At 22.1% G+C, this 21,793-nt stretch carries 17 protein-coding genes; 4 read left to right on the top strand and 13 right to left on the bottom strand.

The window, feature by feature from the left end:
* Positions 1-108 precede the first annotated feature (108 nt).
* Positions 109-2,544: a helix-turn-helix domain-containing protein gene (locus tag ACZ5EC_RS08065; protein ID WP_464301969.1), complete on the top strand. Its 2,436-nt coding sequence runs from the start codon at positions 109-111 to the stop codon at positions 2,542-2,544.
* Positions 2,545-2,574: 30 nt separating this feature from the next.
* Here ACZ5EC_RS08065 and ACZ5EC_RS08060 read toward each other — a convergent pair whose 3' ends face one another.
* The 11 genes from ACZ5EC_RS08060 to ACZ5EC_RS08010 all read right to left on the bottom strand — a co-directional run bounded on the left by ACZ5EC_RS08060 (position 2,575) and on the right by ACZ5EC_RS08010 (position 14,373).
* Positions 2,575-3,969, bottom strand: coding sequence for a hypothetical protein (locus ACZ5EC_RS08060; RefSeq protein WP_464301968.1), 1,395 nt, complete (start codon positions 3,967-3,969; stop codon positions 2,575-2,577).
* Positions 3,966-4,310, bottom strand: a complete 345-nt coding sequence (locus ACZ5EC_RS08055; RefSeq protein WP_464301967.1) for a hypothetical protein — start codon at positions 4,308-4,310, stop codon at positions 3,966-3,968. Before ACZ5EC_RS08055 ends, ACZ5EC_RS08060 begins: the two co-directional genes overlap by 4 nt.
* Before the next feature lie 28 nt (positions 4,311-4,338).
* Positions 4,339-5,133, bottom strand: coding sequence for an outer membrane lipoprotein-sorting protein (locus ACZ5EC_RS08050; RefSeq protein ID WP_464301966.1), 795 nt, complete (start codon positions 5,131-5,133; stop codon positions 4,339-4,341).
* A gap of 95 nt (positions 5,134-5,228) precedes the next feature.
* Positions 5,229-6,530 (bottom strand): ABC transporter permease, encoded by a 1,302-nt coding sequence (locus ACZ5EC_RS08045; protein WP_464301965.1) that lies wholly within the window; start codon positions 6,528-6,530, stop codon positions 5,229-5,231.
* Positions 6,531-6,560: 30 nt separating this feature from the next.
* Positions 6,561-7,943 carry an ABC transporter permease gene (locus ACZ5EC_RS08040; RefSeq protein WP_464301964.1) on the bottom strand — a complete coding sequence of 461 codons (1,383 nt, stop codon included), beginning with the start codon at positions 7,941-7,943 and terminating at the stop codon, positions 6,561-6,563.
* 300 nt (positions 7,944-8,243) lie between these two features.
* Complete coding sequence (locus tag ACZ5EC_RS08035; protein WP_464301963.1) at positions 8,244-8,951, bottom strand: ABC transporter ATP-binding protein; 708 nt, start codon at positions 8,949-8,951, stop codon at positions 8,244-8,246.
* A gap of 298 nt (positions 8,952-9,249) precedes the next feature.
* Positions 9,250-10,104 (bottom strand): ABC transporter ATP-binding protein, encoded by an 855-nt coding sequence (locus tag ACZ5EC_RS08030; protein ID WP_464301962.1) that lies wholly within the window; start codon positions 10,102-10,104, stop codon positions 9,250-9,252.
* A 44-nt stretch (positions 10,105-10,148) separates the two neighbouring features.
* The gene (locus ACZ5EC_RS08025; RefSeq protein WP_464301961.1) at positions 10,149-11,144 is read right to left on the bottom strand and encodes an ABC transporter permease; all 996 of its coding nucleotides are present in this window, start codon (positions 11,142-11,144) and stop codon (positions 10,149-10,151) included.
* Positions 11,145-12,315: 1,171 nt separating this feature from the next.
* Entirely contained in the window at positions 12,316-12,438 is a 123-nt protein-coding gene (locus ACZ5EC_RS08020) for a hypothetical protein (RefSeq protein WP_464301960.1), read from the bottom strand.
* Between the two features lie 95 nt (positions 12,439-12,533).
* Positions 12,534-13,175 (bottom strand): CPBP family glutamic-type intramembrane protease, encoded by a 642-nt coding sequence (locus ACZ5EC_RS08015; RefSeq protein ID WP_464301959.1) that lies wholly within the window; start codon positions 13,173-13,175, stop codon positions 12,534-12,536.
* A gap of 667 nt (positions 13,176-13,842) precedes the next feature.
* Positions 13,843-14,373, bottom strand: a complete 531-nt coding sequence (locus ACZ5EC_RS08010; protein WP_464301958.1) for a hypothetical protein — start codon at positions 14,371-14,373, stop codon at positions 13,843-13,845.
* An 817-nt stretch (positions 14,374-15,190) separates the two neighbouring features.
* On the opposite strand from ACZ5EC_RS08010, the gene ACZ5EC_RS08005 reads away from it, so the two are divergent.
* Positions 15,191-16,408, top strand: coding sequence for an IS256 family transposase (locus tag ACZ5EC_RS08005; RefSeq protein ID WP_464301957.1), 1,218 nt, complete (start codon positions 15,191-15,193; stop codon positions 16,406-16,408).
* 84 nt (positions 16,409-16,492) lie between these two features.
* Here ACZ5EC_RS08005 and ACZ5EC_RS08000 read toward each other — a convergent pair whose 3' ends face one another.
* Together ACZ5EC_RS08000 and ACZ5EC_RS07995 are read right to left on the bottom strand one after the other, a co-directional pair.
* Positions 16,493-18,160, bottom strand: a complete 1,668-nt coding sequence (locus ACZ5EC_RS08000) for an IS1182 family transposase (protein WP_464301956.1) — start codon at positions 18,158-18,160, stop codon at positions 16,493-16,495.
* Between the two features lie 177 nt (positions 18,161-18,337).
* Positions 18,338-18,820, bottom strand: coding sequence for an FKBP-type peptidyl-prolyl cis-trans isomerase (locus ACZ5EC_RS07995; RefSeq protein ID WP_464301955.1), 483 nt, complete (start codon positions 18,818-18,820; stop codon positions 18,338-18,340).
* A gap of 228 nt (positions 18,821-19,048) precedes the next feature.
* On the opposite strand from ACZ5EC_RS07995, the gene ACZ5EC_RS07990 reads away from it, so the two are divergent.
* Together ACZ5EC_RS07990 and ACZ5EC_RS07985 are read left to right on the top strand one after the other, a co-directional pair.
* Positions 19,049-19,672, top strand: coding sequence for a TetR/AcrR family transcriptional regulator (locus tag ACZ5EC_RS07990; protein ID WP_464301954.1), 624 nt, complete (start codon positions 19,049-19,051; stop codon positions 19,670-19,672).
* A gap of 297 nt (positions 19,673-19,969) precedes the next feature.
* Positions 19,970-21,637 (top strand): IS1182 family transposase, encoded by a 1,668-nt coding sequence (locus tag ACZ5EC_RS07985; protein WP_464301953.1) that lies wholly within the window; start codon positions 19,970-19,972, stop codon positions 21,635-21,637.
* Positions 21,638-21,793: the final 156 nt, after the last annotated feature.

Below are 21,793 nucleotides of genomic sequence, written 5' to 3'. Positions count from 1 at the left end.
AGCAAATAAAATAAATAAATAGAAAAAATATAGCTAATTTAAAAAAAAGTATTATAAAAGTATGTATAAAATAAATTAAAGTTAATTGTAAACTTTAAGGAAAAGAAAATGGCGAACTACAGGTTTAAATTAAAACAATTTATAAAAAATATTGATAATATTAATCATGTTTTAGAAGAAAAAAATATATCTATAAAAAAATTATCAAAAATTGTTCATATCAATAGAAGAACTTTAAATAGAATATTAAAAAAGAAAATATGTTTTACTTTTTATAATATTATAGATATTGAAAAAAAATTGAATAGGTATTTAGAAGAAAATTATGAAAATGATCTTAATATTGTGTTTAATAAATGTAAATTAAAAAAATTTAAAGAAATAGGTTTATATAAAAATTTATTGAGTTTAAATTTTTATTTTAATAGATATTTACAAGCAATAATTTTTGCTTTATCCATATTTGATAAAATTAAAAATTATTATTTGTTTTTTAAATTAACTTTACCAATTTATCCTGATAACATTCTGACTTTTGATAATGCAATAGAATTATTAATAAAAAATAAAATTATACTTATTGATAATAATGATATGAAAAGAGGAAAAAATTTTATAAAATGTGATTTAAATAACAAAATGAAAACAAGATTATTAAATTCATTTATTGAGTATTTTAGAAAAAATAAGAATTATAATTATCTTTTTTATTTGATTTTAATAAATGAATCACTTTCAAATATTGAAAGAGAAGCATTTTTAATGGAAATAATTTTTGAAAAAACATTTGCCGGTGATTTTGTTTATGTTAAAAAAATTTTTAATGACTATTTTAGTTATTTAAAATACCATAACAAAAAAAAGTCTAAATATTTCAAATTATTTTATTTTGTAGTAAATATAAGTATACAAACTCTTAATTTATTTACTGTTAAATCATTACTTTTATTTGAATATGTATTAAAACACTTTCCAATTAAAAACAATGTTTTTGAAATCAATAATAATGAATTTGATTTTAAAATTATTGATAATTATTTTAATAAATATAAACAATTTAAAGTATATCCATTATATTTTATTTATGATTCTTTTTTAAGTTTATCATATACTTATTTTAAACTTGAAATGTATCCTCAGTTTTTTTCATTTTCTGAATATGTTATTAGTAATCTTAAAGAAGATAATTATTTTAGGTCATATTTTATTGGGTATCTTTATCTTTTTTTTCTTAAATATGGAAATTTAGATTATCTTGATTTTCTGATTGATTTAATAAAAAAGTTTAAAGATAAATCTCAAAATGAAATTTATTTGAAATTAATTCAATCAAAATATATTTTATTAAAAAATAATAAAATGATTAAAAATATAAATAAAGAGTATTTAATTTTGTTTGAAAAAAATAAACTTAATTATACATACTTAAATAATTTTAATGAGAGATATATAAATTCACTTATAGTTACTAAAAGGTACAAAAAAGCTATAGCTTATAGTTTTTTATTAATGATAAATAATAAAATTGATAGAAATTTATATGAAGGAATTTTGTTTTTTTATCTAATTTTTATAGTTTTACTGAAAGATAAAGATATAGCTAATAAAGAATATTATATATTTGATATACAATTTAAATATATTCTTTTAGAAATTAATAGTGATCCATTTAATAAAATATTGTGTGAAATTGATTCTAATGGAAATATTAATACTAAAGAAATTATAAAAAAATGCAAAGATATTGTTTTTATAAACTCTAATAACTATAGGAAAAATAATATAGATAATAATTATATAAATAAAATTTTAAATATGAAATTAAAAGAGATTTTTCAAATAGTTTTTTCTTTGTCAAAAAAGGTTTTTAAAAATTTAGAAAAAGAAATAAAAATTGGATTTGAAAAGTTTACCAGATGCAAGTATGATACAATTTTAGAAATAACCAATTATTTAATCGAAAATGGGAAAATCGAAAAAAAATTGGTGGATTTTGATACCTTAGGAAAGATGAAAATTGATATAATAAGTCAATATCTTAAGTATTGTAAAACTGGATTTATAAATAGATTATCATCATCTGATAATAAATTTTTTGGAAAAATAAAATATCAGCAGGAATATCTTTTTTACATAAATTTTTTTTATAAAATTTACAATAATATTTATAAAAAAAATATTAAATACAACATTTTAAAAAATAGTAATTTAATAAAAAATAGCAACTTTGATAATATAATAAATATTTTATTTGAAAAAAATAATTTAAAAATAGTAAATAACCATTTTTTTGATCTATCATCCTTTATATCAGAATATTTTTTTAATTATCTTAAAAGTCTTTCTGAAAAAAGAAACCTGATATTAAAAGATCTTGAAAAAAAAGAAACTAATATTTCATTAAAAAATAAATATATTTTTATTGGAAAAAATATTTATAAAAAGAAAAAAAAATTGAATATTACAGAAGAATATTTAAAGCTATATGATAATTTACCTTTATATCCTTTTTTAAGTTATTACAAAGCAAAAATTATTGAATAAATATATTTATTATGAAATTTTATTTTATTTTTAAAAACTCAAATGTGTTGAAAATGTAAATGTTATTTTATCATTATTTGTTAATCCATATGTAAATTCTTTATCTGAACCACCGCCATAATATTTCAAGCCAAAACTTAAAGGTAAAGTGTCAGGTAATGAAAGATTAAATGTTAGTGAACCAATATATGATAGGTCCGATAGATTTGAAACAACATAGATTGAAATGGAACTGTAATCTGATAAAAATTTTGATTTTGAAAATGAGATATACCCATAAAATTTTCCCAGATACATTGGTGTGTACAATTGCAATCCTGTTGCACTTTGTGCCATAAATATCAATGTAAATGGTATGTCATCATATCCTGCAGAATTATAAAAAAATTCAGAAGCTAATGAGTATTCACTATTATCACCAAATGATTTTTGTATACCAAATGATGCTTTTACAACATAATCTGGATATTCAAGTTCATATGGAACAAATCCTGTTGATTCTTTTACAATTGGTATATCAGATCCTTTAGAAAAAGAAATTTCACTATAAATATCAAAACCAAAAAGTGCTCCTGAAAAATCAAATCCAAAATAAGTTTTTTGATTTTTGCCAAAATTTGTGGATAATGCAAATTCATAATCTGAAATATGAAAATCATATCTTAATGATACAGGAATTTCAGATATATCCTCTAATGAATTATTAGTGTTATAAAGGTCAAAAAAAGCAAAAAAGTTAGAATTTTTAAAAGGGAAATTTAAAGGGATATTTACCTTAATACCAGGTTTTCCTGAACGTAAATCTTCTGAAGAAGTAGCATTGTATTTTTCAATATTTATAAAATCAACAGGTGTCCAGAAAAATGAAGATCCCCAGTGAATTACTTGAGATCCAATTCTAAAAAAGATGGATTGTTTAATATTGAAATCAAAGAAAAATTCCATAAGATTTGTGCTAAGTTTGGTCAATGAATCAGCAGAATATGAAGAACTAGAACTGGAATTTGTAAGATAGAATAGGTCATATGAAAATCCATAAGAAAGGTAAGCAAGCCCAACCATTGGAACATAGATTTTAATAAAAGCGGAACCTGAAAAACCACCATTAAGTAAGTAATTATCAAAAGTTGTGTCAGTTATAAGAGGCATACTGAAAGAGAAACTTCCACCAAATAAGGTTTGAAGTTTGTTGCTTTCTGCTTCTTCTGTACTTTTTTCAAGTTCTTGATTAAAAATATCTTCATTAAAAATATCATCATCAGATGATTGATCATTATTTTCATCAGGATTATCATTCTCCTGCGCCATAATAGTAATAGATAATAAATTATTATTATGATGTAGAACATTTATATTTAAAAATTCAAAACCTGATAAAACTAAAAATAGAATTAATACCAATCCAATTAGTTTATATCTTTTCATAACTGCCTCCCAGCTTTTTGCATTAATATAACTCCTGCCATTACTGCAATCCACCAGATTATAAAAAAAATAAAATTTAAATATGCAAAAAACACAATATTAAAAATCCATGTAATAAAAACACCATATGCAATAATTGTAATTATTGTATGAATCCATACCCATGTTTTGTAATCTGTAGCTTTTTTTAAAGAATTTGATTTCATCCATCCTGTAGGGAGGGGTAACCAGTCAAAGACAGCGGCAATTATACCATAAAGAGGATTTTTAAATATAACAGCAATTATAAAAAAAATTCCTGCTATTGTAACACATAAAATAGTTTTATTCTGATTTTTCATAAAAAATCTTCCTTTATTTATTTTAATTTTATCTACTTTGATTTTCTAAAAATGCTTTTGTAAAAACGGCATCAGGAATCTTTTTTGTGGAAACATTTTCAAGTTGTATCAATGTTTGTTTCCCTTTTTCAAGATTGTTAATAAATAAAGCTTTTGTAAATATATATTTATTTTTCTTTATCTCTTCATATTTTATAAAGTACTGTGTTTGCATTAAAGTATTTGATAAAGAGTAATTTTCTATTTTTACCGGGAGATAAAGATCTTTTCTAATATACCACTTCTGAATAGGGTATGATACATCAAGTTGTTTGGCTTCAAGTTGAAGCACATAAGTATCCCATTTTGATATTTTTTTTGAGCCAATAAGTTTTACATTATATAATTCTTCAATTTTTTTCTTTTCAAATGTATCCCCTTTTGCATCTGTTGAACCAACATTTTCCTTTCTACTTTTATGTACAAATTCTCTAGTTGCTGGTAGATACATCCAGAAGTTATTACCTATTCTTAAATACCCTTTTCCTTTTTCAGAATCTGGATATGTAAAAATCAATGTAAATTTATCATCTTTATCTCTTCTATAATATACTGCTTTTAAAATTTTATCAGATGCTTCAGGGTCTTTCTGTATTAATGTAATATCAGCTTTTAAGTCTTCATCATAGTTAAGTCGTTGTTCTACTTTCTTGGCAATTGATAAACCATCTTCAGAAAATATATTAACGGACAATAAGATAAAAATGATTGAAAATAGTATCGCAGACAAAGTAATAATAGGGTATTTCAAAATAGTTCTTTTTTCTATAGTTTTTATTTTCATAAATTCCTCCTTTTTTCTCTTCAATTTACTTTTGTTTTTAAATTTGCATTTAATATTTATTTTTTATTCTTACTTAATATTTGCTATTTATTTACTTAAAACTCTTTTCTTAAAGCCTCAACAGGATCAATTTTCCCTGCATATCTTGATGGGAAGTATGAAAAAATAATTGAAAACAACACAATTATTATAAACATTATCAATAAGTCCAATGGTCTTGTATAAAAATAGAAATGGTTGTTTGTTAGAAATACAGAAAGATTTTCATTTGTAATCTTAAAAAGAGAGATAATAAATGTAGTTAATATTCCCAATATTATACCTAAAAAAGTAAAGATTATACCTAAAATAACATTTTCTAAAATTAATAAATTTACAAGTTGTTTCCTTTTCAATCCAATAGTTCTTAATGTTCCAATTTCTCTCATTCTATCATTTATAGACATTTTTATATTTACAAACAAAGCAATTCCAATAATAAAAAACATTATTATTCCAATTACAATCCCAATTGAATTAACTGCAGTTGAAAATTTAGATAGTTGAGATAAAACTTCATCAATTGTTAAAATAATGATTTTGGGTTTGGTCAAATCACTTGTTATTAAAGATTTCATTATTTCTGGCATTGATTTTAAAGAAGGATCAGGTTTTTCAACAAAAATTCCATTAGCATTTAATTTTTTTATTAAATTATTTCTAAGTAAATCTAAGTTTTTTGCTTTTTTAAAATAGATACATAAAAGCTGGGTAGAACCTTTAGGCATTAATTTTAATTGTGCAAGATAATCATGATGAGCAACAACGCCAATACTTGCAAATATATTTGATGAACGGTAAATTCCAGCCACTCTAAATATCCCTGTATTATATGCACCATAAATAGTCTGAATTGAAGCAACAATTTCATCTCCAACTTTTAATGAAAAATAATCAGCATCTTCTTTTGTTATAAGTATGTTTTCTTTTTGCTCTTTAAATTTTTCATAACTTCCTTTTATAAATTTTAGATTACTTGCGAATTTTGTTTCAAGTTCTGGAACAATCCCTTTAAACATCAATCTTTTAGTGTATCCATTATAGTATAATTGAATATTTTCTGAAAATCTTGGATAAATTGAGACATCAGGATATATTTCTTTAACTGTTTTGTTAATGTTTTCATAATTTTTTAATATTTGAACCAGTTTTCCATTGTTTTTTTCTATTCCAAATATATTTAAATGTCCCATGATTGAAATTGATATATTATTTGTAATATTTTTAACTGCACCTGCAGAAAATGAGAATAAAACAACCAGAAGAAGTGTAACAAAACTGTATGTTATACCTAAAGAAAATGTCCTTTTTTTCTGTCTAAAAACATTTCTAAATGCTATTTTAAAAAATTTAAACATATCTATCTCCATTTTATTTCTAATTTATTTTTATTTAGAAGACATAGCTTTTAAAGGAGTAACTTTAGTAGCAATTCTCAATGGATATAATGTTGCAATTATAGAAACTACTAAAACAATAATCAAAGATTGAATTATTGAACCAATATTTAATGAAAGGTATAATTTACCACCTCCGAACAGAATTTCTGAAACCATTCCTTTTATCTGTATTCCTGTTTTATGTAATATAGCAATAACAATTATTGATAATATAGTTCCTGCTATAGCTGCTAAAAAACTTAAAATTAAAGACTCTGTGATAAACATTTTTCTAATAAAAGACTTTTTACCACCGATTGCTCTTATTGTTCCAATTTCTCCAGTTCTTTCGAGGATATTAACAATTAAGGTGTTCATAATAATTATTGCTACTGTGATAAATATAAGAATTGAAACAACATTTATAAAAATCTGTAAAGTTTTGGACATTTGGGCAAGTCCACCAGAAGCCTCATCCCATTTTGCGAATTTAATCCCAAATTGATCTTTAAGAGGAGAAATGGTATTTAGAAATTGTTCTGTATTGACATTTTCCTTTAATACAACACTTATCATGGTATAACCTGAGCTGCTCTTAATTTTTAATGATTTTAAATCTTCATTGCTCAGGATATCTTCATCAGCTAAAGCAAATATATCTTCTTCATTCTCTGTGTCATATGATTTTTTTAAATTTTCAGGGAGTGTTGATTCATCAATACCTTCAAAATTGTATAAATTTCTGTAGGTATTGATATCCATAAAATTTATCATTGATGAAATATTGCTAAAATATTTAGGTTTAAATATACCAACTATTTTAGTTTTAACAGCATTTACAGATCCTCCTGATGTAAAACCAAGAACTGTTACTTCCTGCCCAACTTTTAGTTCAAGTTTAAAATCTTTTTTTGCACGGTTTATCATTTTTTCTGAAATTAAAATTCCGTTTTCATCAAAGAAACTCCCTTTTACTATTTCAAAATTTTTAAATACTTTTTTATAGTTTTCAGGATCTATTGCAGTAAATACAAATTGAATATCCTCTTTTCCCTGTTCAGAAATTATTCCCATATTTTGAGCTAAAGGAACAATAGCATCTACTTCAGGATATTTTTTAAGTGTATCATAAATTTCTTTAAAGTCTTCAATTGGTTTTAGTGGTGCTGAAAAGCTAAAAGGGGATGGTTTTTCTTTTGATTTATTAGAATAGATTATAAAATTACCTGTGAAATTTTTAATAATTGCATTTTTTGAAAGATATTTAATTGATATAACTGCTGACTGGCCTACTATTATTAACATTGTTCCAAATATAACTAAAATCCCTATTGCTATCATTTTATTTTTATGTTTTAATACTGACCTTAATGCGATTTTAAAAAATGCCATTTTTAACCCCATTTTTTGTTTTATTTTATTTTTAATTTTTATTAACTTTTTTTATAATCATTTTTTTTATAAGTTACTAATTTATAATTATGATATTATAACTATTGTAGTAATTTTTTTTAAATTTTTTTCTTTTTTTCCAATATATGATTTTAATTATTAAAATTATTATATGGATTTTTTTTATATTTTTTTACAATTAGTTTTATAATTATTTTCATAATTATTTTTACAATTATTTTTACAAGTATTTTTACAATTTATATATTACTTTATTTAAAAATTATTTTATAATGATTTTTAACTTTTAATTGATTCCTGATTGTTGATTATTTCATCAACAACAAGACCATCATGGATTTTTATTACTCTGCCAGCATGTTTCATAATATCTGGATCATGAGTTGAAAAAATGAAAGTTGTATTTTCTAATTTGTTAATCTTTTTCATAAGGTCAACTATTTTTTGTCCAGTTTCAGAATCAAGGTTAGCTGTTGGTTCATCAGCAAGAACTATTGAAGGGTTTGTAACTAAAGCTCTTGCAATTGCAACTCTTTGTCTTTGACCACCTGAAAGTTCAGCTGGTTTATTTTTTATCCTATCTTTTAAACCAACTTCTTCTATAAGTCTCATTACAATCTTTTCTCTTTCCTGTTTTGACATTTTCCCTTTCAAAAGAAGTGGAAATTCAATATTTTCATATACATTTAAAACCGGGATTAAGTTAAAGGATTGAAATATAAATCCAATTTTGTGAAGTCGAAGTTCTGTAAGTTTATTATCATTTAAAAGTTTGACTTCTTCATTATCAATAAAAACAGAACCTTCTGTTGGATGGTCAATGCATCCAATTAAGTTTAATATAGTTGTTTTTCCTGAACCAGAAGGACCTGCAATACATACAAATTCACCTTTTTCAATATTGATGTCAACACCTCTTAATGCATGGACTTCAGTTTTTCCAAGCATATAAATTTTTTTAACATTCTGTAATTTTACAACTGACATTATGCTCTCCTGTTTATTTATTTTATAAACTTTTAATAAAAACTAACTATTTATGGTGTATATGCTGTATTGCTATTATTAATACAGTAAGTTTTTATGTCAATATAATTTATAAATAATTTTATAATCATTAAAATTATAATTATCTTGTTAACATCAAATGTTTTTTAAGAAATTTAAATTAAAACAAAATAAATAAAATAATAAATAATTAAAATAATAAGTAAATACTCACTAACCCAAATATAATATGGATTATTCTTTATGTCAATGAAAAATCGAAATTTATTTTAGACATTTATTTTTGATATATTTCATTATATATATCATTTAAACTAATCTTATTTTCATTTATTGTTAAAATATTTGTATTGTTTTTGTCTAACTCTTTAAGTTTTAATAGCAATTGTTCTTCACCTTTAACTTCTGTTTCAGAGACTTTCCCATTGTTAATATATGTAATTTTAAAACTTTTTTCTAAATTATATTTTTTAAAGAGATTTTCTTTTGAATCACTTATAATAGTTGATCCTTCTTTTATAATTGTTATAAAATCTGAAACTATTTCTACTTCTGATAAATTATGAGATGAAATTATAAATGTAGTTCCTTTAACATCTCTATAATGTTCAATTAATTTAGAAATTTTTTTTAACATTACTGGATCAACACCAGAAAATGGTTCATCGAGAAAAACAAGAAAAGGGTCTCCTATTAAAGAAATTGCAATTATTGTTTTTTTATACATCCCTGTTGATAATGATTTTATTTTTTTATTCAGAAATTCTGATAATTCAAATTTTTCAGAGATTTCTAATATTTTCTTTTTTTGATTTTTTATTTTATGAATAGATGCAAAAAAATTAAGTGTTTCTTTAACTGTTAATTCATTATATAATTGCATTTTATCTGTAACAATACCAATTTTTTTTAGTTCATTTTTCTTGATTTCCTTAATGTTTTTATTTTTAATAATTATTTCCCCTTTGTCAAATGGGATAAATTTATTTGCAACCATAAATGCTGTTGTCTTTCCAGCTCCATTGTGTCCTAATAAAGCATGAATCTGTTTTTCTTTAACAAACATTGTAAATTTATTTAGTGCTACTGTCTTTTTATCATATATTTTAGATACATCATAAAATTTCAACATAAAAATTTCTCCTATTAAAATAAATAATAATGATTTAAAAAAAATTAAAAACTCTTTGTTAATTGTTTATTAAGCATAATAATTGAAATAAAATAAAAGATCAAAATAACTGGGATGCTGATTAAAATCAAATTAAGATTAATTGCATTTGTGAGTGCATTGTTTGATAATTTTAAAGATAGTAATAATGGATTTAAATAGAATAAAATTTTCAATTTTATATTTAAAGAATTTTCTATTAATGGAAAATAAAGTGCTGAAAAAAATAATATTGTTGAAACTCCTCCAGAAATTTCTTTTTCTATTGAAATTGATGAAATAGTAATACCCACAATTGAAGAATTTATAATTGCAAATAATGTCCATAAAAAGAAGTATAGGTCTATTTTGAATATATTAAATTTGTAAAGTGCAAGTGTGAATAATGAAATCAATATTAAATTAGAAAAAACACTATATACTATTTTGCTTAAAATTATCTCTCCACTTTTAAATCCGACTTTTTTAAGCATATAAATTGTTCTTTTTTCAATATCTTCTGATAAAGAGTTTTGTGGAATGTTTGTAGAAGCAAAGACAGTTATAAAAAAGATTGCTAGTAAAGCAAGGTTTTTTGAAAGATTTTGGGAAACTTTAGTTTTAAAATTACTTGTTCTATTTAAATAAGTTGTAATAATTGAATAAATTAATGGTGCTTTAGAATCAGATTTATTTAAATAAAAAGTTTTATTGTTATTTTCTAAAACAAGACATATATTTATCTCTTTGTTTTTAAATAAGGTTAAGATTTCTTCCTTTTTTTTGTATTTTAAGTTAATTTCTAAATTTGTTCCAAGATAATTTATTTTGATTGATTTTTTATTTGAAAACTCATTAGCTAAATTACTATCTATATAAATTGATAAGTTTTTGTATAAGTTTGAACTTATAAAACTCATTATAATAATAAAGATGATAGGAAACAAAAGATAATACAATGGCACTTGTGGTTTTTTAGTTAATATAATAATATCTTTTTTTACCAGTTTAAAAATATCCATATTAATTACTCCCACTTTTTGAAATGTTAAATAAAATTATAAAAAAAATATTTCTTATCTTAACTCTACATTTTTTATGTTTTAATAATAATTACATTTTTTATAAAACAGTTTTATATAATATTTAAAAATTTAACTGTAAAGTAAAAAGTTAAATAGAAATATAAAAAGAAAAATATAGACTAAGATGACATTATATTCTAATTTATTGTAAATATATTTAACTAAAAACCCTGGTATTACAAATAATAACAATAATATGATTAAGAATAAATTTATTGTAAAAGATGATAAAAAAATTATTATAAATAGTATCAAAAAATTTACTATAAAAGAATATGTATATGATAGTATTTTATTAGATGTCTTAGTATAAAAATAATCAATTAAATAAAATTTAAAAAACCATTCAAAAATGTAAATTTCAATCAAAATTATTATAAATTTTAAAATATTAATAATTAAATATAAATTAATTCCAATATTAAATTTATATCCTTTACCAATTATAAATTGAAAAAATATCCAGCTTAAAATTACATAAAATATAATAAAAATAATAAAAAATAAATTATTCTTTTTAGATTTTTTTGATTCTTTTAAAGACAAATCAAATAATAAAAATTCTTTTTTACTAATATAAAACAAATATATTGTTAGTAAAAATAATAATATAATATGTAAAAAATAATCTATAGAACCAAATACTGTATTTTTAACATGATAGTAATTAAATTTAATAAATAATTTAAAAGTTAAGAACAAACTATTTGAAAAAATAAATAGCAAAATCAATGAATTAATTAATGCAAGAATAAAGATTCTATTAATCTTTTTATTTTTTTTATTAGAGTTTATATTTTTGTTTTTAATTGTTAATTCAAACAATTCATTAAAAATTGAAAAAAGAATATAATTTAATATAAATATTATTGCATGATACTTATTTTTAAAAATAGAGTTAATTTTTAAAAGATCAAATGTAAAAAGTAAAATAAAAGCAAATGATATACTGTTGATAATCTTTATTAATTTAATATGTTTTTCAAAATATTTCTTAAATATTAACGATAGAATGATTAAAAGATAATAAATAAAATAAAGATAATAATATATTTTCATATTCAGTCCTTTTAATAATTATTGTTAATTAATTTTTAGCTTTTAATATTTAAATGATATTGCATCTAATTATAACTCCCATAAAAATTTTCTTAGCGACTTTTACCCATCCAATTCCAAGTTTAAAATTAAGAACTATTTCTGTAGTTTTATATGCAACAACTTTACTCATCTCTTCATTACTTATTTCATTGTATATTTTATCATTTTCTATAATTGCCCTAAGTTCTTTAATACTATTATCTTTATTATTATTTTATAAAATTATTAAAATAAAATGGTTATTGGATTTTTAACAAAAATAAATAAAACAATATTTAACAAATTATGTACTAATAAAGGTCCTTTTAAACTAATCATTCTTTGTTTAAAATAAAAAAGAATTAAACTTGAAAAGTAATAATCTAAAATATCAATAATTATAATAATAAAACCATCTTTTATATCTAATTTTATAAAATGCATAAGTGCAAAAAATAAAGATATAATTATGATTTTATTTCTATAAAAAAAATAGCTATCATAATAATTTTCAAGGTATTTTAAATCTTTATATAAATAGTATCTAAAATAGATCTCTTCCAATCCTTCAGCTAAAAACAAGTTAATTAAAAGGAAAAAAAACATTATAATTCCATTTTTTGGATAAAACAAAATATTTTTAAAATCCATATGTTTAAAAATAGAAGAATTTGAAAAATAATATAATTTAAAAAAAACAAAAATGTAAATTAAAATATTTAAAATTATTAATATTGTTGTAAGTTTTGATGAATTATAATATTTAGATGATCTTCTATTAATTTTTGAAAAAAATTTTTTTGTATATCCAAAAATATAAATTTGATTTTTATTATACAGCAAATATATTGAATATATAAATAACATTTCTTCAAAAATTACATCCATTAAAACTTCTTTATCTGAATAAAAAATAAGTGAATCAAAAATACATATATATACATAAAGAACTATAAAAACAAATAAATTAAAAATTAATTTTAGAATTATATTTTTTATTTTAATTTTTAAAAATATTTTATTTAAAATACTGAAAATAATTGGATATAATAAGCAAAAATAGGTAATTGGATATAGATCAACAAAAAAATTTAATATTTTATTATTAAAATTAATTTTTACACCGTTATTAGGTAAAATTTTTATATAGAACAGATAAAAAATTGATATTAAAATAGTGAAAATAATATTTATTGTTATATTATTAATAGATAATAGAAAATGTAATAATATAAAAACAAATACATAATATAAAAAGAAATATTTACCAATTTTATAAAAATTATCATAAGGGTTTAAGTAAGTAAAAATAAATATAATAATTATAAATATAATTAAAGTATAAAATTCTTTTAATCTTTTCATTTATTATCCTCGTATAATACATTAAATACATATAATTAGCTTATTTTATTAAGTTTTATATTATATTAATTAATATTTTTTATTATTCTTATTAATTTTTATTATAAAAATATCAAGAGACTATTCCTAAATTTAAGGAATAGTCTCTTTTTTCATTTATAACAATATATTTTTAAATAAAATTAAACAATTAATATGGATCTTCCATCATCTTTTCCTTTGCAAGTCTTGATGCTTCTCTTAGAAGTTGAATTTGCTCCCATGCTTCCTCTAATGCTCCTCCTAATTCCTTTAATCTTTTCTTAACTTCATCAATAATTTTTTTTGATACATGCTTACCCTCAAGATAAAATAAATATTTCATAAATAAAGTATTGTATCGCCTTTTAAGATATAGATAATAATGGGTAACTTTGTTTATATATAAATCATTACCAGAATATTTATCATTATGTGAATCTGGTGATATTCCATCAGTAATCCTTTCTCCTACAATCTTACTCATCTCTTCATCAGTAATTTCACAATCTCCAATTATTTTATCGAGTTTTTTGAAACTATCATCTTCATTGTTGTTAATTTCAACTTCTTCATTTTTAATATTACTTTCAAACATTTTTTGTCCTATCTTAACTTTGTCTATATTCCCTGCTAATAGGTTTATTGTAGTTAAAGGAATTAACAATATTAATGCTATTATTATATAAGTTATCCTTTTCATAAATTTTCCCCAATTTATTTATTTAGAAATTGAATTTTTTACAAATAATATTATCTTTATATCACCCTGCAGGTAAGTGTTTGAACTTCTTTTTTAAAGTTTTTACAAAAAAACTTCTAATAGGTTTGGAATAGTGAAGTACAAACATTGACAGAATTTAATAAATTCTATCTTTTGCATACCTGCAGGGTTTTTAGCATAATTTATTATCCCTTACAAAATCAAATTTTAATGTCAACATAGTTTTATCCTTAATTTTTTTTCATTCAAAATAACATGATATAAATTATTTTTATTTGATTTTAAAATTGAGGAATTATTAATAATATAGTGAAAATTATGATTATTTATTTGTATTTTATAATTATTGGTTATAGATGTCTTTAAAAAAAACAGTAAATTTATTGATAAAAAAATAGAAGTAACTTTGTAAAATATTATTTTGAAAAACTTATTAATACTAATTATTATTTTTACTTTAAAATACATATTTAAATCCAATACTGTGCTCTTTTAGATTTAATTAATTATTTAATTTACTTAAAAATGATTTTGAAAATTTTTAATAGATGTTAAAAATATGTCAAGTTATTTTTTTATTTTTTATTTAATTTTTCTTTATTAATCTTTTCAATTTATTTTTATTTGTTTTATAATTAATATTTAATAATACATATTCAAATAACATTTTATTTCATGATATAAACAAAAGTGTGTAAAAGGCAGAATAAGTTTGCTTAAAGCAAATAAATAAAAAAATATTGCCTCCCGATGAAAAAAATATGTACAAAAAAACAAATCATCAGGAGGCAAAAACATGAAAAACTTAGGTAAAGAATTAGCTAAATTTTTAGAAAGTCAAGGGGTTTTAGAAGATTTTATTAAAAATCCTGACAAAACAAAAGAATTAATGTTATCTATATTAAAATATGGATATGAAAGCTTAATGGTAAATGAAATGGAAACTGTTTTAGGTTTTAAAAAATATGATAGAGAAACAGAAAAAGAAAATTATAGAAATGGTAAAAGATACAGAGATTTAGACACGAGTCATGGAAAAATTATCAACTTAGAAGTACCAAGAGCAAGGAATGGTTTTTATCCTGCAATATTGGAAAGATATAAGAGAAGACTTGAAAATATAGATGATACAATAATAAAATTGTATGCAAAAGGATTATCTACAGCTGATATATCAGAACATATAAAAGATATATATGGGATGAAATATAGTAAAGAAACGATATCGAATATAACGGAGAAAGTAAAAAAAGATATAGAAGGATTTAAAAACAGGAAATTAGAAGAAAGTTATTATGTAATATTTATAGATGCAATGCATGTAAATATAAGGAGAGATACGGTATCCAAAGAAGCAATCTATTTTTTATTAGGAGTAAATGTAAAAGGGAAAAGAGAGATATTAGGATTTTACATAAATCCAACAGAGAGTTCAAGCTTTTACAATGAAATATTTGAAGATATAAAAACAAGAGGAGTAAAAAAAGTATTGTTGTTTGTAACAGATGGATTAAGTGGAATAGAAGAAGTAATAAGCAACAATTTCCCAAAATCAAAAATACAAAGATGTATATATCATTTAAGCAGGAACATATCAACAAGAGTAAGGGTAAGAGATAGAGGAGAAATATTATTGGATTTTAAAAAAGTCTATAGTCAAACTAGGAAAGAAGAAGCACTAGTTTATTTTGAACAATTTAAAATAAAATGGGGAAGGAAGTATAAGAAGTTAGTTAAAGATTTAGAAGAAGTATTGGATTATATGTTAACATTTTATGAATTTCCAGAGAGTATAAGGAAACAGATCTATACAACAAACTGGATAGAGAGATTAAATGAAGAAGTAAGGAAAAGAATAAAAGGGAAGAATAGTTTTCCAACAGTTGAATCAGCAGAGAAACTATTATTTTTAATATTAAAAGATTATGAAAATAGATGGGAAGAAAGAATATTAAGGGGGTTTGGTCAGGCAAAATATGAGCTTGACTTAATGCTAAAAAAAATTTATGGTTAATGTCAATATTTTCATCGGGAGGCGAGGGGCTGTCTTAGATCTTAAGGCAGTCCTTTTTTTTAAAAAAAATAAAAATATAAAAATTTATAAATTAAAGGAAAAAATAAAAGAATTTTTAAAAGAATTATTTAATAAATATAAAAAATAAGGTAAAACTTTTCCTTTATTAAATTTAAACAATTTTCTAATATTATGTGCTATACTTATTAATCCCCATTCTATTTTTACATTATTTATTCCTCTTAACATAAATCTCCTGAATCCCATATTGTGTTTAATATCTCCAAATACGGTCTCAACTTCTATCTTCCTTCTAAATGATAACTCCTGTCCCATTAATGTTGATAAATTCGATTTAACTTCTGATTTTAATTTTAAAAATACTGGATTTACCCATATATTCTTGTAAGGTTTTCCTTTACTACACCTATCCTGATAAATACAGCCTTTACATCCATTTGTTGAATATACTTTGTATAATTCTAATTTCTTCCTTTTTGTAGATCTTGCAGTATAAACATATTTTAATTCTTTCCCATTTGCACATATAAAACAATCTTTTGACTCATCATATTTCCAATTCTGTCTGTTTAATTTATCCTTTTTAAAACTTCTTTTACTTTCTTTAAAATATCCTGAATATTTAACATAATTATTTATTCCTCTCCTTTTTAAATATAAATAATTATAAGTAGAACCATATCCTGCATCAGTTATTAAATTTGTTGGTTTTCTCCCTGTCTTTGATATTAAACTTTCTAAATGAGGGATTAAGGTGTTTGTATCTGATCTATCTTGATGGATACTATACCACAATATAAATTGATTTTGTGTGCCTATCTGTACATTATAGCCTGCTTTTAATTGACCATTTAACATTGCATCTTCTTTCATCCTCATAAATGTAGCTTCTTCATCTGTCTTAGAATAACTATTACGTCCTTTAAATTTCTTTTCCTGCTCTTCATATCTTTCTAATCTTGGTATATAATCCTGTTTTAACTTCTTAATACTTTTTTTTAATTGTTTGCTCTTTTTATCCTTTTTATCTTCTCCTCCTTCTTTCAATACTTCTTCTAATTCTTTTGCTATCTTTTTTAGTTTCTCTGAATCTAATACTTCCTTTTTACCTTTAGATTCTTCAGACTCTTTTTCTTCATAATATCTATCTTCTTCTTCATTTAAATAATCTATCTCTTTTAATAATTTCTTTACATTTTCTTTAAGCTTCTTTTTGTAATTTTTTATGCTCTTTGACCATACAAAACTATATTTATTCGCATTAGCTTCTATTTTTGTCCCATCTAAAAAATAATTGTTTAAATCTACATAACCTGTTTCATATAAATAGGATAATAATATACTGAATATTTCTTCCAAATGTCTTCCTAACTTCTCTTTCCTGAATTTGTTTATTGTCCTGAAATCTGGATAATTCTTCCCACTTAACCACATGAAATATATATTCTCTCTTAATGCTTTGGCTATCTTCCTTGATGAATATATTTTCTGGGTATAAGCATAAACTATTACCTTTAAAAGCATCTTCGGATGATAACTACTTCTACCTCCTCCTTTATAGCTTCTGTAAAGAAAATTTAAATCCATATTTTCTATTAAATCATTTACTATTCTTACTATATCATTTTCTGGTATATATTCTTCTAATCTTTCTGGAAATAATAGTGGTTCATCCTGTATATATCTTTTAAATACTACCTTATTATGTACTTTTGTTCTTCTCTTTTTCATAATTCAATTATAGCAAATAAATTATAAAAAAAAAGAGGTTGTCCCCAAGTTTTGAGACAACCCCTCTTTTTTAATATAACCTTTTTATATGTACTGGTTTAACTTTTTTTATTACTTAATAAATTTCTTATAATACTTTTTATATTACTGGAGTTTTAATTTTCAATAACTGCTTAATTATTGATGATCGTGACCTTCCATATGTGCATGACCATGTTCAAGTTCTTCTTTTGTTGCATCCCTTATATCCACAATTTCAACATCAAAATGTAAATTCATACCAGCTAAAGGATGATTACCATCAACATAAACTTCATCATCTTTTATATTAGTAATTGTAAATATTGCTAATTTCTCCCCAATTTGAGCTTGAAATTGCATCCCTACACCTAATGCTTCTGGATTCTCGAATTGTTCTTTTTTAAGTACCATCTTTAAAGCTTCATCGACAATTCCATATCCCTTTTCAGGTGAAACATCGACACTAAGTTTGTTACCAATTTCCTTTCCTTCTAGCTTCTCTTCAAGTCCTACTATTATGTTTTGATTTCCATGTAAATAAGCTAATGGTTCTCTACCTTCAGATGTATCAATTACATTTCCATTATCATCTTTTAAAGTATAATGGATTGTTACAACTTTGTTTTTTTCAACTTTCATAAAACTGCCCTTTCTAAATTAATATGTTGTAAATATAACAAAATTTCACAAAAATAAAAACACTTATTTGACAAAAAATAAAAAAATATTATGTTAGTAAGTAGTCACTAAGAGTTTGTCTTTTATAATTCTATGGTTTTATAAATTATTTTTAACCTATAACTTTAACCTATAACAAAAAATAAAAACATTAAAACATAAAATAAATTTAACTTACAGGGAATTTATATGAAAAAAATGAGTTTTGAAGAAAGAAAAAAGCAGATACTTAAAATTGCATTTGACCTGTTTGCAAAAAATGGATTTAAAAAAACAACAACAAAAACAATTGCTGAAAAAGCAGGTATAAGTGAAGCTTTATTATATAAACATTTTTCTTCTAAAAAAGAACTTTATGAATCAATTAGAAATTATACAAAGAAACAGATTAATGAAATAATTAACAAATTACCTGCTAAAAATGCTGAAATAAATAAAATAGAGGATTTAAAAAATTATTTATATAATTTTATTTTAAATTTTCTAAAATTAACAGAAAAAAAATCAAAACTAATAAGATTAATTATGTATGCAAAACTTGAAGACCCAGAATTTTCATCATTAATGATCCAGCCTGAAGAAGAACCAGGGTCGCCTCTTAAATCAATTTTTCAAAAAGCAATAGATAAAGGATTAATAAAATCTGTTGATTCTAAATTATTATCAAAATATTTTTTTGGTATAATTAGCAGCATTACTGAAATGAAAAGAATAACCAAACCAGAAAAAAATAAAAATTCTATTACTGAATTAAACAAAAATATAGATATTATTCTTGATTTGTTTTTCAATGGAATAGTTAAAGATAGTTAAAAAATATGTTCAATTTGTAATAATTAATCTCTAATATTAAATAAATTATCTTAATAATCTTAAATAAATATAATTCTATTCTTTTTCATTATCATCTTTTTTTGCTAAATAATAAAAATTTATTCTTAACCTCAATATTATAACTATATAAGAATTTACTTAATTATAAAACTTATGGTTATGTCAATAAAAATGTGTAAATTAGTTATAATTCTAGAATTATAACTAATTTCGGGGTTGTCTCAAAACTTGGGGACAACCTCTTTTTTTTTACAAATTATTTGCTATAATTGAATTATGAAAAAGAGAAGAACAAAAGTACATAATAAGGTAGTATTTAAAAGATATATACAGGATGAACCACTATTATTTCCAGAAAGATTAGAAGAATATATACCAGAAAATGATATAGTAAGAATAGTAAATGATTTAATAGAAAATATGGATTTAAATTTTCTTTACAGAAGCTATAAAGGAGGAGGTAGAAGTAGTTATCATCCGAAGATGCTTTTAAAGGTAATAGTTTATGCTTATACCCAGAAAATATATTCATCAAGGAAGATAGCCAAAGCATTAAGAGAGAATATATATTTCATGTGGTTAAGTGGGAAGAATTATCCAGATTTCAGGACAATAAACAAATTCAGGAAAGAGAAGTTAGGAAGACATTTGGAAGAAATATTCAGTATATTATTATCCTATTTATATGAAACAGGTTATGTAGATTTAAACAATTATTTTTTAGATGGGACAAAAATAGAAGCTAATGCGAATAAATATAGTTTTGTATGGTCAAAGAGCATAAAAAATTACAAAAAGAAGCTTAAAGAAAATGTAAAGAAATTATTAAAAGAGATAGATTATTTAAATGAAGAAGAAGATAGATATTATGAAGAAAAAGAGTCTGAAGAATCTAAAGGTAAAAAGGAAGTATTAGATTCAGAGAAACTAAAAAAGATAGCAAAAGAATTAGAAGAAGTATTGAAAGAAGGAGGAGAAGATAAAAAGGATAAAAAGAGCAAACAATTAAAAAAAAGTATTAAGAAGTTAAAACAGGATTATATACCAAGATTAGAAAGATATGAAGAGCAGGAAAAGAAATTTAAAGGACGTAATAGTTATTCTAAGACAGATGAAGAAGCTACATTTATGAGGATGAAAGAAGATGCAATGTTAAATGGTCAATTAAAAGCAGGCTATAATGTACAGATAGGCACACAAAATCAATTTATATTGTGGTATAGTATCCATCAAGATAGATCAGATACAAACACCTTAATCCCTCATTTAGAAAGTTTAATATCAAAGACAGGGAGAAAACCAACAAATTTAATAACTGATGCAGGATATGGTTCTACTTATAATTATTTATATTTAAAAAGGAGAGGAATAAATAATTATGTTAAATATTCAGGATATTTTAAAGAAAGTAAAAGAAGTTTTAAAAAGGATAAATTAAACAGACAGAATTGGAAATATGATGAGTCAAAAGATTGTTTTATATGTGCAAATGGGAAAGAATTAAAATATGTTTATACTGCAAGATCTACAAAAAGGAAGAAATTAGAATTATACAAAGTATATTCAACAAATGGATGTAAAGGCTGTATTTATCAGGATAGGTGTAGTAAAGGAAAACCTTACAAGAATATATGGGTAAATCCAGTATTTTTAAAATTAAAATCAGAAGTTAAATCGAATTTATCAACATTAATGGGACAGGAGTTATCATTTAGAAGGAAGATAGAAGTTGAGACCGTATTTGGAGATATTAAACACAATATGGGATTCAGGAGATTTATGTTAAGAGGAATAAATAATGTAAAAATAGAATGGGGATTAATAAGTATAGCACATAATATTAGAAAGTTGTTTAAACTAAATAAAGGAAAAATTTTACCTTATTTTTTATATTTATTAAATAATTCATTTGAAAATTCTTTTATTTTTTCCTTTAATTTATAAATTTTTATATTTTTATTTTTTTTAAAAAAAAGGACTGCCTTAAGATCTAAGACAGCCCCTTTTTTTTATTTAAAAATATGATTTATAACAAAATTTAATTTGCTACTATAAAAAAAGAGGTTATCGCTTAAATTTCAGGATAACCCCTTTTTATTT

The organism is Exilispira thermophila (assembly GCF_055389015.1).
Note: the sequence above shows the minus strand (reverse complement) of the source record. Positions and strands in the feature narration are given on the sequence as shown.